The organism is Streptomyces sp. NPDC038213, from assembly GCF_055600495.1.
The window spans coordinates 102,907-117,867 of the sequence record NZ_JBVJYM010000023.1; the positions used below are offsets into that span (position 1 = coordinate 102,907).

The following is a 14,961-nucleotide window of genomic DNA, read 5'->3' on the forward strand; positions in this document are numbered from 1 at the left end:
CCGCCGGTTTCCGGCGCGGTCAGGCGGCGTCGCGCAGGGCGAGCTCGATCAGCGCGTCCCCGTCGAGCTCGTCGAGGTCGTCGAGCCCGTCCAGGTCCGCGGGGCCGAACCCGCCGTGTTCCTCGCGGCCTGCGGCGGGGTCGAGCCGGTCCGGCCCATCAAACCCGGCGCCGCCTGAGAACTGCTCGGGCGCCGCCGTGCCGGCCCCGGCGGGGGCCAGGGCGAGGAGGGTGTCCAGCAGTCCGGCCTCCCGCAGTGCGGACAGCGGGACCGCGGCCAGGGCGGCCCGGATCCGCTGCTCCTCGGGGGACGCGGCGCCCGCCGCTCCGGCGGCCGCGGCAGCCGGGCGCAGGAGTTCGGTGAGGTAGCCGGCCATGGCGGCGGCCGTCGGGTGGTCGAAGACCAGGGTCGGGGGCAGTTTGCGGCCGCAGGCGCGGCTGAGCCGGCCGGCGAGCTCGCCCGCGGTGAGGGAGCTGAACCCGAGGTCCTTGAAGGCCTCTTCGGGGTCCACCTCTTCGGGGCCGCCGTGGCCGAGTACGGCCGCGACGCCGGAGCGGACCTCGTCGAGCACGAGCTCGTACTGCTCGGCGGGGCCCGCGGCGGCGAGCAGGGCGGTGAGCCCGGCCCCGTCCGCGCCGGCCCCGGAGTCCTGCGCGGCGACGGACCCGGCGGGGTCCAGGGACTCGCGCACGCCGGGCAGGCCGCCGATCAGCGGGCTGGGCCGGAAGGTGGTGAACCCCTTGGCGAAGAGCGGCCAGTCCATGTCGGCGAGGGCGACGCAGCCGTCCTCGCGGTCCAGGGCCCGGGCGAGGGCCGCCACGGCCCGTACCGGGTCCATGGCGCGCAGGCCGCGGCTGCTGAGGAACTCCTCGCCCGCGCCCTCGCCCATGCCGCCGCCGCCCCACAGGCCCCAGGCCACGGAGGTGGCGGGCAGCCCGTCGGCGCGGCGCTGCTCGGCGAGGGCGTCGAGGGCGGCGTTCGCCGCCCCGTAGGCACTCTGGCCGCCGCTGCCCCAGACGCCCGCGCCGGAGGAGTAGAGGACGAAGGCGTCGAGCGCGAGGCCGCGGGTGAGCTCGTGCAGGTGGTGCGCGCCGGCGACCTTGCCCGCGTAGACCTCGGCGAGGGACGCGGTGTCGGTGTCGAGGAGGGCCGCCGAGTGCGGGACGCCCGCGGTGTGGAAGACGGCGGTCGGCGGGTGGGCATCCAGGAGCGCGGCCACGGCCTGCCGGTCGGAGACGTCGCAGGCGGCGACGGTGACCTCGGCGCCCAGGGCGCGCAGTTCCGCGGCCAGTTCGGCGGCGCCGGGGGCCTCGGGGCCCCGGCGGCCGGTGAGGACCAGGTGGGCGGCTCCGGCCCCGGCGAGCCAGCGGGCCACGTGGGCGCCGAGGGCGCCGGTGCCGCCGGTGACCAGGACGGTGCCGCGGGGCGTGTAGCTGCGGCGGGCGGGGGCGCCGCCGGCCGGGACGAGCCGGCGGCCGTAGCTGCCGGAGGCGCGGACGGCGATCTGGTCCTCGTCTCCCGCGGCGGGGTCCGCGCCGCCGAGGGCGGCGGCGAGCCGCTGCCAGGCGCGCTCGTCGGGGTCCGCGGGCAGGTCGACCAGGCCGCCCCACAGGGTGGGGTGCTCCAGGGCGATACCGCGGCCGAGGCCCCAGACCTGGGCGCCTTCGGAGCCGGGCCGCTCGGCGGGCGAGACGGCGACGGCGCCGCGGGTGACGGCCCACAGCCGGGCGGTGAGCCCGGCGTCGGCGGCGGCCTGGGCGAGGAGGGTGGTGCCGGGCACGGAGAGCGCGAGCCCGGGGTGGCCGGGGTGCGGGCGGGTGTCGGTGCCGAGCAGGGAGAGGACCCCGTCGAAGGCGCCGTCGAAGGTCCCGCCGGGGGCCTGGGCGGTCTCGTACGCGGCCAGTTGCGCGGCCAGCGCCCCGCGGGTCGCGGTGGCGGTGTCGAGGACCAGGCGCTCGGTGCGGGCCCCGTACCGGGTGAGGGCGGCTTCGGCGGCCTCCGCGAAGGCGCCCTGCGCCGGGTCGGCCTCGGCGGCCCCCGCGGACAGGACGAGCAGCCAGCGGCCGGAGAGCGCGGGCGCGGCGGCCGGCTCGGGCAGGCCCTGCCAGGTGGTGCGGTAGCGCCAGCCGTCGGTGCCGGTCGGGTCGGTGTCCGCCGGGGCGGACCGTACGGAGGGTTCGAGCCAGTAGCTCTTGTGCTGGAAGGCGTACGTGGGCAGGTCGACGGTACGGGCGCCGGTGCCCTCGAAGAGGGCGGCCCAGTCCACGTCGACCCCGCGGACGAACAGCTCGGCGGCGGAGGTCAGGAACCGCTCCGGCCCGCCCTTGTCGCGGCGCAGCGAGCCGCCGGTGAGCACCTCGTGGCCGGCCGCGTCGGCGGTCTCCTGGATGCCCATGACGAGCACGGGGTGGGCACTGGACTCCACGAAGGTGCCGAATCCCTTCGACAGGAGCACCCGGACGGTGTCCTCGAAGCGGACGGTCTGGCGGAGGTTGCGGTACCAGTACGAGGCGTCGAGGACGGTGGTGTCGGTGAGGAGGCGGCCCTCGACGGTGGAGTAGAAGGGGATCTCGGAGCGGCGCGGGGCGATCGGGGCGAGGACGTCCAGCAGCTCGGCCTCGATGCGCTCCACGTGCGCGGAGTGCGAGGCGTAGTCCACCGGGACCTGCCGGGCGCGGACGTCCTCGGCCTGGCAGGCCGCGACGAAGGCCGTGATGGCGTCGGCGTCACCGGCGACGACCGTGCTGGACGGCCCGTTGACGGCGGCCACACCGAGCCGGCCCGTCCACTCGGGAGCCGAGAGGCGCTCCTCAACTGCCGTACGGGGAAGGGGAATCGAGGCCATGCCGCCGAGACCGGCGAGCTCGCGGCCGATCACGGCGGCGCGGAGCGCGACGACCCGGGCCGCGTCCTCGAGGGACAGCGCACCGGACACCGCAGCAGCCGCGATCTCGCCCTGCGAGTGACCGACCACCGCATCGGGGACCACCCCGAGGGAGCGCCACAGCTCGGCCAGCGAAACCATCACGGCCCAGGTCACCGGCTGGACCACGTCCACACGGTCCAGCGAGTGGCCCTCCCGTACGACCTCGACCGCGTCGAAGTCCACGAACGGCGCCAGCGCGTCGGCGCACTCGCGCAGACGGGCGGCGAAGACCGGCGAGGACTCCAGCAGACCGGCACCCATCCCGACCCACTGCGTCCCCTGCCCCGGGAACACCAGCGCGCGGCGACCCGTGGGACCCGCGAGGTCCTCCACGACGGTGGTGCCGAGGGTGACCTGCCGGTGTTCGAAGACCGAACGCGTGGCCGCAAGGGAGTACGCCAGGTCCAGTTCGCGCGGCTCCGCGCCGCGCTCCCGGTCCCGGTCGAGCCGGGCCCGCAGCCGCTCGGCCTGGGCCCTGAGGGCGGTCTTGGAGCGGGCGGTGAGGATCCGCGGTACGACGGGCAGCGCGCGGGCCGGGGTCTCCTCCGGGGTCTCGGGCGCGGGGGCCTGCTCCAGGATCACGTGGGCGTTCGTACCGCTCACGCCGAAGGAGGAGACGCCCGCGCGGCGGGCGCGGCCGGTCTCGGGCCAGGCACGGGACTCGGTCAGCAGCTCCACGGCGCCGCCGTCCCAGAGGATCTCGGAGGAGGGGGCGTCGATGTGCAGGGTCTGCGGCAGCAGGCCCGAGCGCAGGGCCATCACCATCTTGATGACCCCGCCCACCCCGGCGGCGGCCTGGGTGTGGCCGATGTTCGACTTCAACGAGCCGAGCCACAGCGGCCGTTCGGCGGTGTGCGCACTGCCGTAGGTGTCGATGAGGGCGTGCACCTCGATGGGGTCGCCGAGCTTGGTGCCCGTACCGTGCGCCTCGACGGCGTCGACGTCGGCGGCGGTGACCTGGGCGTCCGCGAGGGCCTGGCGGATGACGCGCTGCTGGGCGGCGCCGCTGGGGGCGGTGAGCCCGTTGCTCGCGCCGTCCTGGTTGACGGCGGAGCCGCGGAGCACGGCGAGGACGGGGTGCCCCTTGCGGACCGCGTCGGAGAGCCGCTCCACGAGGAGGATGCCGGCGCCCTCGCCGGGGCCGAACCCGTCGGCGGAGTCGGCGAAGGCCTTGCAGCGGCCGTCGGCGGCCACGCCGCGCTGGCGGGAGAACTGGACGAAGACGGCGGGGGTGGACATGACGGTGACGCCGCCGGCCAGGGCGAGGTCGCATTCGCCCTGGCGCAGCGACTGCGCGGCCTGGTGGAGGGCCACCAGGGAGGAGGAGCAGGCGGTGTCGACGGTGACGGACGGGCCTTCGAGGCCCAGGGTGTAGGAGATGCGGCCGGAGGTGAAGCTGACCACCCCGCCGGTGAGGAGGTCGCCCTCGAGCTGGGCGGAGGGCTCGTGGACCCCTTCGGTGTAGCCGCCGTTCCAGGCGCCGACGAACACCCCGGTGCGGGAGCCCTTGAGCGAGCGCGGGTCGACCCCGGCGCGCTCCAGGGCCTCCCAGGAGGTCTCCAGCAGCAGCCGCTGCTGGGGGTCCATCGCGACCGCCTCGCGGGGGGAGATCCCGAAGAAGGCGGGGTCGAAGGCCCCGGCCGACTGGAGGAAGCCGCCCTCACGGCAGTACGAGCGGCCGGCCGCGTCCGGGTCGGGGTCGTAGAGCCCCTGGACGTCCCAGCCGCGGTCGCCCGGGAAGGGCGAGACCGCGTCGGTGCCCGTGGAGACCAGCTCCCACAGGGCCTCCGGGGTGCTGACGCCCCCCGGGAAGCGGCAGGCCATGCCGACGATCGCGATCGGCTCGTGGGCGCGGGCCTCCAGTTCCTTGAGGCGCTCGCTGGTGCGGTGCAGTTCGGTGGTGGCCCGCTTCAGGTACTCGCGGAGCTTCTCTTCGTTCGCCATGTCTCGTCACCCGTCACGTGCTGTGCGGTTCAGAACCGCTCGTCGATGAATGCGAAGATCTCGTCGTCGTCGGCGTCCTCGATGGACTCGGCCACCGATTCGCCCGTCGAGTCCGCGGGATGTGTGCCGCCGGAGCCGCCGCCGAGGCCGCCCCACAGGCCGGTGAGGGCCGCGAGCCGGTTGGCGATCTCCTTGTGCGCCGTTTCGTCGGGGCCGCTGCCGCCCTCCCCCTGTCCGGCGAGGGCCCCGAAGAGGGCCTCCAGCCGGTCGAGTTCGGCCATGACGGAGGTGCCGCGGGCGTCCGGGGCGGCGGGGGCCGCGGAGCCGGCGGGGGCGGGGCCCGCTCCGGCGGCCGGTGCCATCTCGCGGTGCAGGTGCGCGGCGAGGGCGGCCGGGGTCGGGTGGTCGAAGACCAGGGTGGCGGCGAGGCGCAGCCCGGTGGCCGCGGCCAGCCTGTTGCGCATCTCCACGGCGGTCAGGGAGTCGAAGCCGAGTTCCTTGAAGGCCCGGTCGACGGTGATGCCCTCGGGTCCGCCGTGGCCGAGCACGGCCGCGGCGTGGGCCCGTACGGCCTCCAGGACCAGTTCCTCCTGCTCCTCGGGGGCGGTGGCGGCGAGCCGGTCGGCGAGGGTCTCGGGGGCCGCGGCCTGCCGGCGCCGGTCGTGCTGTCCGTCCCCGCCGCCGACGAGGGAGCTGAGGAAGGCGGGGACGGGTCCGGCGGCGCGCAGGGCCGCGTGGTTGAGCCGGATCGGGACCTGGAGGGGGCTGTCGGCGGCCTGGGCGGCGTCGAAGAGCGCGAGGCCCTCGGCGTCGGTGAGCGGCATGACGCCGCCCCGGGCGAGCCGGCGGTGCATTCCGCTCTGGTCGAGGTGTCCGGCCATGCGGCTGCTGCTGGACCACAGGCCCCAGGCGAGGGAGACGGCCGGCAGGCCGAGGGAGCGGCGGTAGCCGGCGAAGGCGTCGAGGAAGGCGTTGGCCGCCGCGTACCCCCCCTGGCCGGGGCTGCCGAAGAGGGCGGACGAGGAGGAGTAGAGGACGAAGGCGGACAGGTCGAGGTCGCGGGTCAGGTCGTGCAGGTTGAGGACGGCGTCGACCTTGGGGCGCAGGACGGTGTCGAGTCCCGCGGGGGTGAGGGTGGGCAGGGTGCCGTCGGCGAGGACGCCGGCGGTGTGGACGACTCCGGTGAGGGGCTGGTCCTGCGGGATGGCGGCGAGGAGCGCGGCGAGCTGTTCGCGGTCGGCCGCGTCGCAGGCCCGGATGTCCACCCGGGCGCCGAGGGCGGTGAGTTCGGCGGCGAGTTCGGCCGCGCCCTCGGCTTCGGGGCCCTGGCGGCCTGCGAGCACGAGGTGGCGCACGCCGTGCTCGGCGACCAGGTGGCGGGCGACGGCGCTGCCGAGGGTGCCGGTGCCGCCGGTGACCAGGACGGTGCCGTACGGCCCGAAGGACGGCGGCAGGGTCAGGACCAGCTTGCCGGTGTGGCGGGCCTGGCTGAGGGTGCGGAAGGCCTCGCGGGCGTGCCGGATCTCGTAGGCGGTCATCGGGAGGGGTTCGAGGACCCCGGCCTCGAAGAGCGCGAGGAGTTCGTGCAGCATCTCGCCGACGGTCTCCGGGCCGGCCTGCACCAGGTCGAAGGCCTGGTAGGAGGTGCCGGGGTGGTCGGCGGCGATCTGCTGCGGGTCGCGGACGTCGGCCTTGCCGAGTTCGAGGAAGTGGCCGCCGCGCGGCAGCAGCCGCAGGCCGGCGTCGACGAACTCGCCGGCGAGGGAGTTGAGGACGATGTCCACGCCCCGGCCGCCGGTCTCCGCGAGGAACTCGTCGGCGAACTGCACGGTGCGGGAGTTGGAGATCGCCTCGTCGCCCAGGCCGAGGCGGCGCAGGGTGTCCCACTTGCCGGTGCTGGCGGTGGCGTACACGGTCAGGCCGTGGTGGCGGGCGAGCTGGAGGGCTGCCATGCCGACGCCGCCCGCGGCGGCGTGCACGAGCACGCTCTGGCCGGGCTGCGCCTTCGCGAGTCGGGTCAGGGCGTACTGGGCGGTGAGGAACACGGCGGGTACGGAGGCCGCTTCGGCGTAGGTCCAGCCGGTGGGGACGGGCGCGACCATGCGGTGGTCGGCGACGGCGTACGGGCCGAACCCGCCGGTCCACATGCCGAGGACGCGGTCGCCGGGGGCGAGTCCGGTCACGCCGGGCCCGACCTCGGTGACGACGCCGGCGCCTTCGGCCCCCATGACGGCCGCCTCGCCCGGGTACATGCCGAGGGCGATGAGGGTGTCGCGGAAGTTGAGGCCGGCGGCGCGCACGGAGATGCGGACCTGGCCGTCCTGGAGTTCGGCGACGGTGTCGGGGGCCTCGGCGAGGCGCAGCCCCTCCATGGTGCCGGTGCCGCTGGTGGCGAGGCGCCAGGCGGTGCTGTCGGCGGGCGGGACGAGCAGGTCGCCGCGGGCGGCGTCGGCGCCGGGCAGGGCGAGCCGGGGGACGCGGACGGAGGCGCCGCGGACGGCCGCCTGGGGTTCGCCGGAGGCCAGGGCGGCGGCCAGGGCGGCGGGGTTGGCGGCGGCGGGGTCGAGGTCGAGCAGGGCGAAGCGGTCGGGCTCCTCGGACTGCGCGGAGCGGACCAGGCCCCAGACGGTGGCGGCGGCGGGGTCGGTGAGCTCTTCGCCGGCGCCGGCGGCCACGGCCCCGCGGGTGGCGAGGACGAGGGTGGTGCCGGTGAGCCCGGCGCCGTGCTCCAGCCAGCCCTGGGCGAGGTCGAGGGCCCGGTGGGCGTTCTCGTGGGCGAACCCGGCCTCGGGGCGGGGGGCTTCGGGGAAGGAGGCGACGACGGTGTCGGGGGCGGGTGCCCGGCCGGCGGCCGCGTCGGCGGCGAGGGCCGCCAGGTCGGCGTACCAGTCGCAGACGGTGCCGGTCTGCTCCAGGGCGGCGCCGATCTTGGCGTGGTCCTCGCCGACGACGGCGATGCGGCGTACGGGCAGGGCCTGGGCGGGGGGCAGCGGCTGCCACTCGACCTCGTACAGCGAGCCGTTGCGCTTGCTGCCGCCCGCGGGGCCGGCGGCGGCGAGCTGCTCGTCGGAGACGGTGCGCACGACGAGCTCGTCGATGTCGAGGACGGCGCGGCCGGTGTCGTCGGTGCAGCGCAGCCGGACGGACTCCTCGCCGAGCGGCGAGATGCTGACGCGCAGCCGGCCGGCGCCCTCGGCGTACAGGCGGACGCCGCGGACCGCGAAGGGCATGCGGGCCTGCCCGTCCTCCGGGAAGAAGGAGCCGAGGCTCATGGCCTGGAGGGCGGCGTCGAGGAGTGCGGGGTGGAGTCCGAAGCCCGCGGCGGCGGCCCCGGCCTGCGGCGGGAGGGCGACCTCGGCGTGGACGGTCGCGTCCTCGTTCCAGCCGGCGCCGAAGCCCCGGAAGAACGGGCCGTAGTCGTAGCCGCGGCTGGTGAACTGCTCGTAGAACGCCTCGGGTCCGGTGGTCGGGGCGGGGACGGCGGCGGCCGGGGGCCAGGCGGTGACGGGGGCGGGGGCGTCCCCGTCCCCGGCGGGGGCGAGGACGGCCTCGGCGTGCCGGCGCCAGGGGGTGCCCGGTTCGGCGCCGGCCTCGCGGGAGTGGACGGTGAGGGTGCGCCTGCCGTCCTCGGCGGCGGCGGTGACGAGCAGGCTGAGCTCGACGGCGCCGTTGTCGGGGAGGACCACGGGGGCCTGGAGGATCAGCTCGTCGAGGCGGCCGGTGCCGGACTGGCGGCCCGCCCACAGGGCGAGGTCGACGAGGGCGGCGCCGGGCAGCAGGACGGTGCCCATGAGGGCGTGGTCGGCCAGCCAGGGCTGGGTGTCGGCGCCGAGGCGGGCGGTGTAGACGAGGGAGCCGGACTCGGGGAGTTCGACCCCGCCGCCGAGCAGCGGGTGGCCGGCCTCGCGGACGCCGATGCCGGAGGCGTCGCCGCGGCGGGCGGGGGCGTTGTACCAGTACCGCTCGCGCTGGAAGGGGTACGTGGGCAGGTCGACGCGGCGGGAGCCCTTGCCGAAGAGGGCGTCGGCGTCGATCTCCACTCCGCTGATGTGGGCCATGCCGAGGGCCGCGCCGAACCAGCGGGCGCCGCCCTTCTCGCGGCGCAGGGTGCCGAGGACGGCGGCGCGGCCGCCGGCGGCGGCGACGGTCTCCTGGAGGGAGGTGGCCAGCATGGGGTGCGGGCTGGGCTCCAGGAAGACCTCGAAGCCGTCGGCGATCAGGGCGCTGGTGGCCTGCTCGAACTCGACGGGCTCGCGCATGTTGCGGTACCAGTACGCGCTGTCGAGCCCGGCGGTGTCGAGGAGTCCGCCGGTGACGGTGGAGTAGAAGGGGATCTGCCCGGTCCGCGGGGACACGGGGGCGAGGACGGCGAGGAGGTGGTCCTTGAGGGCGTCGACCTGGGCGGAGTGCCCGGCGGTGTCCACACCGGGGATGGCGCGGGCGTGGATGCCCTCGGCGGTGAGCTCGTCGAGGAGTTCGCGCAGGGCCTCGGGCTCGCCGGCGACGGCGGCCGTGCCGGGGCTGTTGACGGCGGCGACGGACAGCCGGTCGCCGAAGCGCTCCAGGCGGGCGCGGAGCTGCCCGGCGGACAGGGAGGCGGCGATCATGCCGCCCTTGCCGGCCAGGGTCAGCCAGGCCTGGCTGCGCAGGGCCACGATGCGGGCGGCGTCGTCGAGGGAGAGGCCGCCGGAGACGTACGCGGCGGCGATCTCGCCCTGGGAGTGGCCGACGACGGCGTCGGGGTGGACGCCGATGGCCTTCCAGGCCTCGGCGAGGGAGACCATCATCGTGAACAGCACGGGCTGGACCACGTCCACGCGGCTGAGCGAGGGCGCGCCGGGGACCTTGCGCAGCACGTCCATGACGGACCAGTCGAGGTAGCTGCGCAGGGCGGCGTCGCAGGCCTGTGCGGACTCGCGGAAGGCGGGCGAGCGGTCGAGCAGCCCGTCGGCCATGTCGGCCCACTGGGAGCCCTGGCCGGGGAAGACGAAGGCGATGCGGTCGCCGGGTCCGGCGGTGCCGCGGAGCACGGCGAGGTGCGGCCGGTCCTGGGCGAGGGAGTTGAGGGCGTCGAGGAGCTCCTCGCGGCTCTCTCCGATGACGGCGGCCCGGTGCTCGAAGCGGGAGCGGGCGGTCATCAGGGTGTAGCCGGCGTCGGCGGGGTGCATCCCGGGGTGCTCGACCAGTCCGGAGCGCAGCCGGGCGGCCTGGGCGCGCAGGGCCGACTCGCTGCGGGCGGAGAGCAGCAGCGGGACGGTGACCTCCTCCCACCAGTCGCCGGCCTCGTCGGTGTCCTGGCCGGGGGCGTCGCCGGTGGCGGCGGTGGCGGCGCGGGGGGCCTCCTCGACGATGACGTGGGCGTTGGTGCCGCTGATGCCGAAGGCGGAGACGGCGGCGCGGCGCGGGGTGGCGCGCTCGGGCCAGGCCACGTCGTCGGTGAGCAGGGAGACGGCTCCGGCGGTCCAGTCGACGCGCGGGGTGGGCTCGTCGACGTGGAGGGTGCGGGGCAGGGTGCCGCCGCGCAGGGCGAGGACCATCTTGATGACGCCGGCGACGCCGGCCGCGGCCTGGGTGTGCCCGATGTTGGACTTGACGGAGCCGAGCCACAGCGGGTCCCCGGCGGCGCGGGCCTCGCCGTAGGTGGCGAGTACGGCCTGGGCCTCGATGGGGTCGCCGAGCTCGGTGCCGGTGCCGTGGGCCTCGACGGCGTCGACGTCCTCGGGGCGCAGTCCGGCGTCGGCGAGGGCCTGGCGGATGACGCGCTGCTGGGAGGGCCCGTTGGGGGCGGTGAGGCCGTTGCTGGCGCCGTCCTGGTTGACGGCGGAGCCGCGGATGACGGCGAGGACGGGGTGCCCGTTGCGCTCGGCGTCGGAGAGCCGCTCGACGAGGAGCATGCCGGCCCCCTCGCCGAGGGCGACCCCGTCGGCTCCGGCGGCGAAGGCGCGGGAGCGGCCGGAGGGGGACATGACGCGCTGGCGGGAGAACTCGACCAGCATCTCGGGGGTGGACATGACGGTGGCGCCGCCGACCAGGGCCATGCCGCACTCGCCGCGGCGCAGCGACTGGACGGCCAGGTGGAGGGCGACCAGGGAGGCGGAGCAGGCGGTGTCGACGGTGACGGCGGGGCCTTCGAGCCCGAAGACGTACGAGAGGCGGCCGGACATGACGCTGGCGGAGTTGCCGGTGCCGAGGTAGCCGTCGAAGTCCTCCTCGCCGTTCTGGAGGAGCGGCATGTAGTGCTGGCCGTTGGTGCCGACGAACACGCCGGTGCGGGTGCCGCGCAGCAGGTTGGGGTCGAAGCCGGCGCGCTCGCAGGCCTCCCAGGAGGTCTCCAGCAGGAGCCGCTGCTGCGGGTCCATGGCGAGGGCCTCGCGCGGGGAGATCCCGAAGAACTCGGGGTCGAAGTCGGGGGCCTCGTGGAGGAACCCGCCCTCGCGGACGTAGGTGCGGCCCTGGGCCTCGGGGTCGGGGTCGTACAGGCCCTCGAGGTCCCAGCCGCGGTTGGTGGGGAAGGTGGTGATGGCGTCGCCGCCCCGGGTGACGAGCTGCCACAGCTCGTCGGGGGTGTTGATGCCGCCGGGGAAGCGGCAGGCCATGGCGACGATGGCGATGGGCTCGCCGTCCCCGCCGGCGGGGGCGGTGACGAACGGGGCCGCGGTGTCGGGCTCGTGCTCCCCGCTGGACAGCTCCCGCAGGTGCCGGGCGACGGCCGCGGTGGTGGGGTGGTCGAAGACCAGGGAGGGGGCGAGGCTGAGGCCGGTGGCCTCGCGGAGCCGGTTGCGCAGTTCGACCGCGGTGACGGAGTTGAAGCCGAGCTCCTTGAAGGCCCGGTCGGGGGCGATGCCGTCGGAGTTGGCGTGGCCGAGGACGGCGGCGACGTGGGTGCGCACGAGGCGGACCAGTTCGCGCTGCTGGTCCTGCTCGGACTTGCCGCGCAGGACGGCGGCGATACCGGTGCCGCCGGCGTCGCGGTCCTCGGCGGCGGCCCGCTCGGCGGCGCGCAGCCGCCGGACGGCGGGCAGTTCGTCGAGGAGGGCGGAGGGCCGGGCGGCGGTGTACGCGGGCTCGAAGCGCTCCCAGTCGATGTCGGCGACGGCGATGCCGGTCTCGCCGCCGCCGACGATCCCGTCGAGGACGTCGAGGGCGCGCTCCGGATCGAGGAAGGACAGGCCGGTGCGGAACAGCTGCTCGGCGGCGGGGCCCGCGGCCACGCTCTGCCAGGGGGTCCAGGCCACGGAGGCGGCGGGCAGCCCGCGGCCGCGGCGGCCCTCGGCGAGGGCGTCGAGGTACGCCGTACCGGCCGCGTACCCGCCCTGGCCGGCGCCGCCCCAGACCCCGGCGACGGAGGAGAACACGACGAACGCGTCGAGTGCGGTGTCCGCGAGCAGGGCGTCGAGGCGGGTGGCGAGCCCGGTCTTGGCTTCGACGGAGGCGGCGAAGCCCTCCATCGTGGTCTCGGTGAGGGTGGTGAGGGGGGCGGTGGGCGGGGCGACGTAGACGGCGGCCGGGGCGTGCGCGTCGAGGAGCCCGCGCAGGGCGTCCTGGTCGTCGAGTGCGCAGGGCACGACGGTGGTGCGGTCGGCGATGTCGGCGAGCAGGCCGCCGGGGGCGGCGATCTCCTCCCGGAGGCCGCCGGTGGTGCCGGCGAGGACGATCCGCTCGGCGCCGCCGGTCAGCAGGCGGCGGGCGAGGGGCCCGGCGACGGCGGCGATGTCGCCGATGACGAGGACGGTGCCGCGGGGGCCGGTGCGCCCGGTGGCGGGCACGGCGGGCGCGGCGGCCTGCACGAGGCGGCGGCCGTAGGTGCCGGAGCCGCGGACGGCGACCTGGTCGTCGGTGCCGGGGGCGGCGAGGGCCGCGGCGAGCTGCTGGAAGGCGCGGGCGCCGGCCCCGGCCGGCAGGTCCGCGAGGCCGCCCCAGCAGACGGGCAGTTCGAGGGCGGCGACCCGCCCGAGGCCCCAGATCTGGGCCTGTACGGGGCAGGGGGTCTCGCCCGGGGAGACGGCCACGGCGCCGGCGGTGACGGCCCACAGGCGGGCCTCGGTGCCGGCGTCGGCGGCGCCCTGGGCGAGGGTGAGGGTGCTGGCGAGGCCGAGCGGGACGGCCGGGTGGTCGGGGTGCGTGCCCTCGGCGAGGGCCAGCAGGGAGAGGATGCCGGTGAGCGGACCGGCCTCGGCCCGGTCGGCGGCCTCGGCGAGGCGGGCGCGCAGCAGGGAGCGGTCGGCGGCGGCCGGGTTGAGGAGGAACGGCTCGACGGCGGCGCCGCGCCCGGTCAGGGCCTCCTGGGCGAGGACGGCCGTCTCGGAGCCGGCCAGGGCCTCGGGCAGGACGAGCAGCCAGCGGCCGGAGAGGCGGGCGGCGGGGTCCTCGGCGGGCAGGCCCTTCCAGGTGGTGCGGTAGCGCCAGGCGTCGGTGCCGGAGACCGCGGCCGCGGTGGCGGCGGGCGTCTGCGCGGTCTTCTCCAGCCAGTAGTGCTCGTGCTGGAAGGCGTACGTGGGCAGGTCGACGGTACGGGCGCCGGTGCCCTCGAAGAGGGCGGCCCAGTCCACGTCGGTGCCGCGGACGAACAGCTCGGCGGCGGAGGTCAGGAAGCGCTGGAGCCCGCCCTCGCCGCGGCGCAGGGAGCCGCCGGTGAGCACGTCGAGCCCGGCGGTCTCGGCGGCCTCCTGGATGCCCATGGTCAGCACGGGGTGGGCACTGGACTCCACGAAGGTGCCGAAGCCGCGGTCGAGGAGCAGCCGGACGGTGTCCTCGAAGCGGACGGTCTGGCGGAGGTTGCGGTACCAGTACGAGGCGTCGAGCGTGGTGGTGTCGGTGAGGAGGACGCCCTCGACGGTGGAGTAGAAGGGGATCTCGGAGCGGCGCGGGGTGATCGGGCCGAGGACTTCGAGGAGTTCGGCCTCGATGCGCTCGACGTGCGCGGAGTGGGAGGCGTAGTCCACGGGCACCTGGCGGGCCCGGACGTCCTCGGCCTGGTAGGCGGCCACGATCTCCACGATCGCGTCCGCGTCACCCGCGACGACCGTGCTGGACGGCCCGTTGACGGCGGCCACACCGAGCCGGCCGGTCCACTCGGGAGCCGAGAGGCGCTCCTCAACTGCCTTACGGGGAAGGGGAATCGATGCCATCCCGCCGAGACCGGCGAGCTCGCGGCCGATGACGGCGGCGCGGAGCGCGACGACCCGGGCCGCGTCCTCGAGGGACAGCGCACCGGACACCGCAGCAGCCGCGATCTCACCCTGCGAGTGACCGACCACCGCATCGGGGACCACCCCGAGGGAGCGCCACAGCTCCGCAAGGGAGACCATGACCGCCCACGTGACCGGCTGGACCACGTCCACGCGGTCCAGCGAGGCACCCGTACGCACGACCTCGACCGCGTCGAAGTCCACGAACGGCGCCAGCGCGTCGGCGCACTCGCGCAGACGGGCGGCGAAGACCGGCGAGGACTCCAGGAGCCCCGCGCCCATCCCGACCCACTGCGTGCCCTGCCCCGGGAAGACCAGCGCGCGGCGGCCCGTGGGACCGGCGACGCCCTCGGTCTTCAGCTGCCCGAGGGTGACGGAGCGGTGGTCGAGGTGGGAGCGGCCGGTGGCGAGGCTGAAGGCCACGTCGAGCTGGCGCAGCTGCGGGTCGGGGTCGATGCGGGCGAGCAGCCGGGCGGTCTGCGCTTCCAGCGCGGCGGCCGACCTGGCGCTCAGCACCAGCGGGAGGACGGGCAGTTCGCGGACGGGGGCGTCGTCCGCCTCGGCCGGCTCGGGTTCCGGGGCCTGCTCCAGGATCACGTGGGCGTTGGTGCCGCTGACGCCGAAGGAGGAGACGCCCGCGCGGCGGGCGCGCCCGGTCTCGGGCCAGGCACGCGACTCGGCCAGCAGCTCGACCTCGCCCGCCTCCCAGTCCACCTGCGAGGACGGCGCATCCACGTGCAGGGTCTTGGGCAGCACGCCCTCCTGCATCGCCATGACCATCTTGATCACACCACCGACACCCGCCGCGGCCTGCGCGTGCCCGATGTTCGACTTCAGCGAGCCCAGCCACAACGGCTCACCCGCCGGACGCTGACCGTACGTCGCGAGGAGTGCCTGCGCCTC

Annotated in this window: 2 protein-coding genes; both read right to left on the reverse strand. The window is 76.3% G+C overall.

Translation table 11 applies throughout. From position 1 onward, the window contains the following. Positions 1 to 19 precede the first annotated feature (19 nt). A complete protein-coding gene (locus ACZ7JZ_RS26365; RefSeq protein WP_470943407.1) occupies positions 20 to 4,870 on the reverse strand; it encodes a type I polyketide synthase in 4,851 nt (1,616 codons plus the stop codon). Between the two features lie 29 nt (positions 4,871 to 4,899). After that, on the reverse strand, positions 4,900 to 14,961 hold a 10,062-nt coding region (locus tag ACZ7JZ_RS26370; protein WP_470943409.1), incomplete at its 5' end, for an SDR family NAD(P)-dependent oxidoreductase.

Coding starts and splice junctions, on each gene's coding strand:
- ACZ7JZ_RS26365 (WP_470943407.1), bottom strand. CDS start 4,870: ATGGCGAACGAAGAGAAGCTCCGCGAGTACCTGAAGCGGGCCACCACC.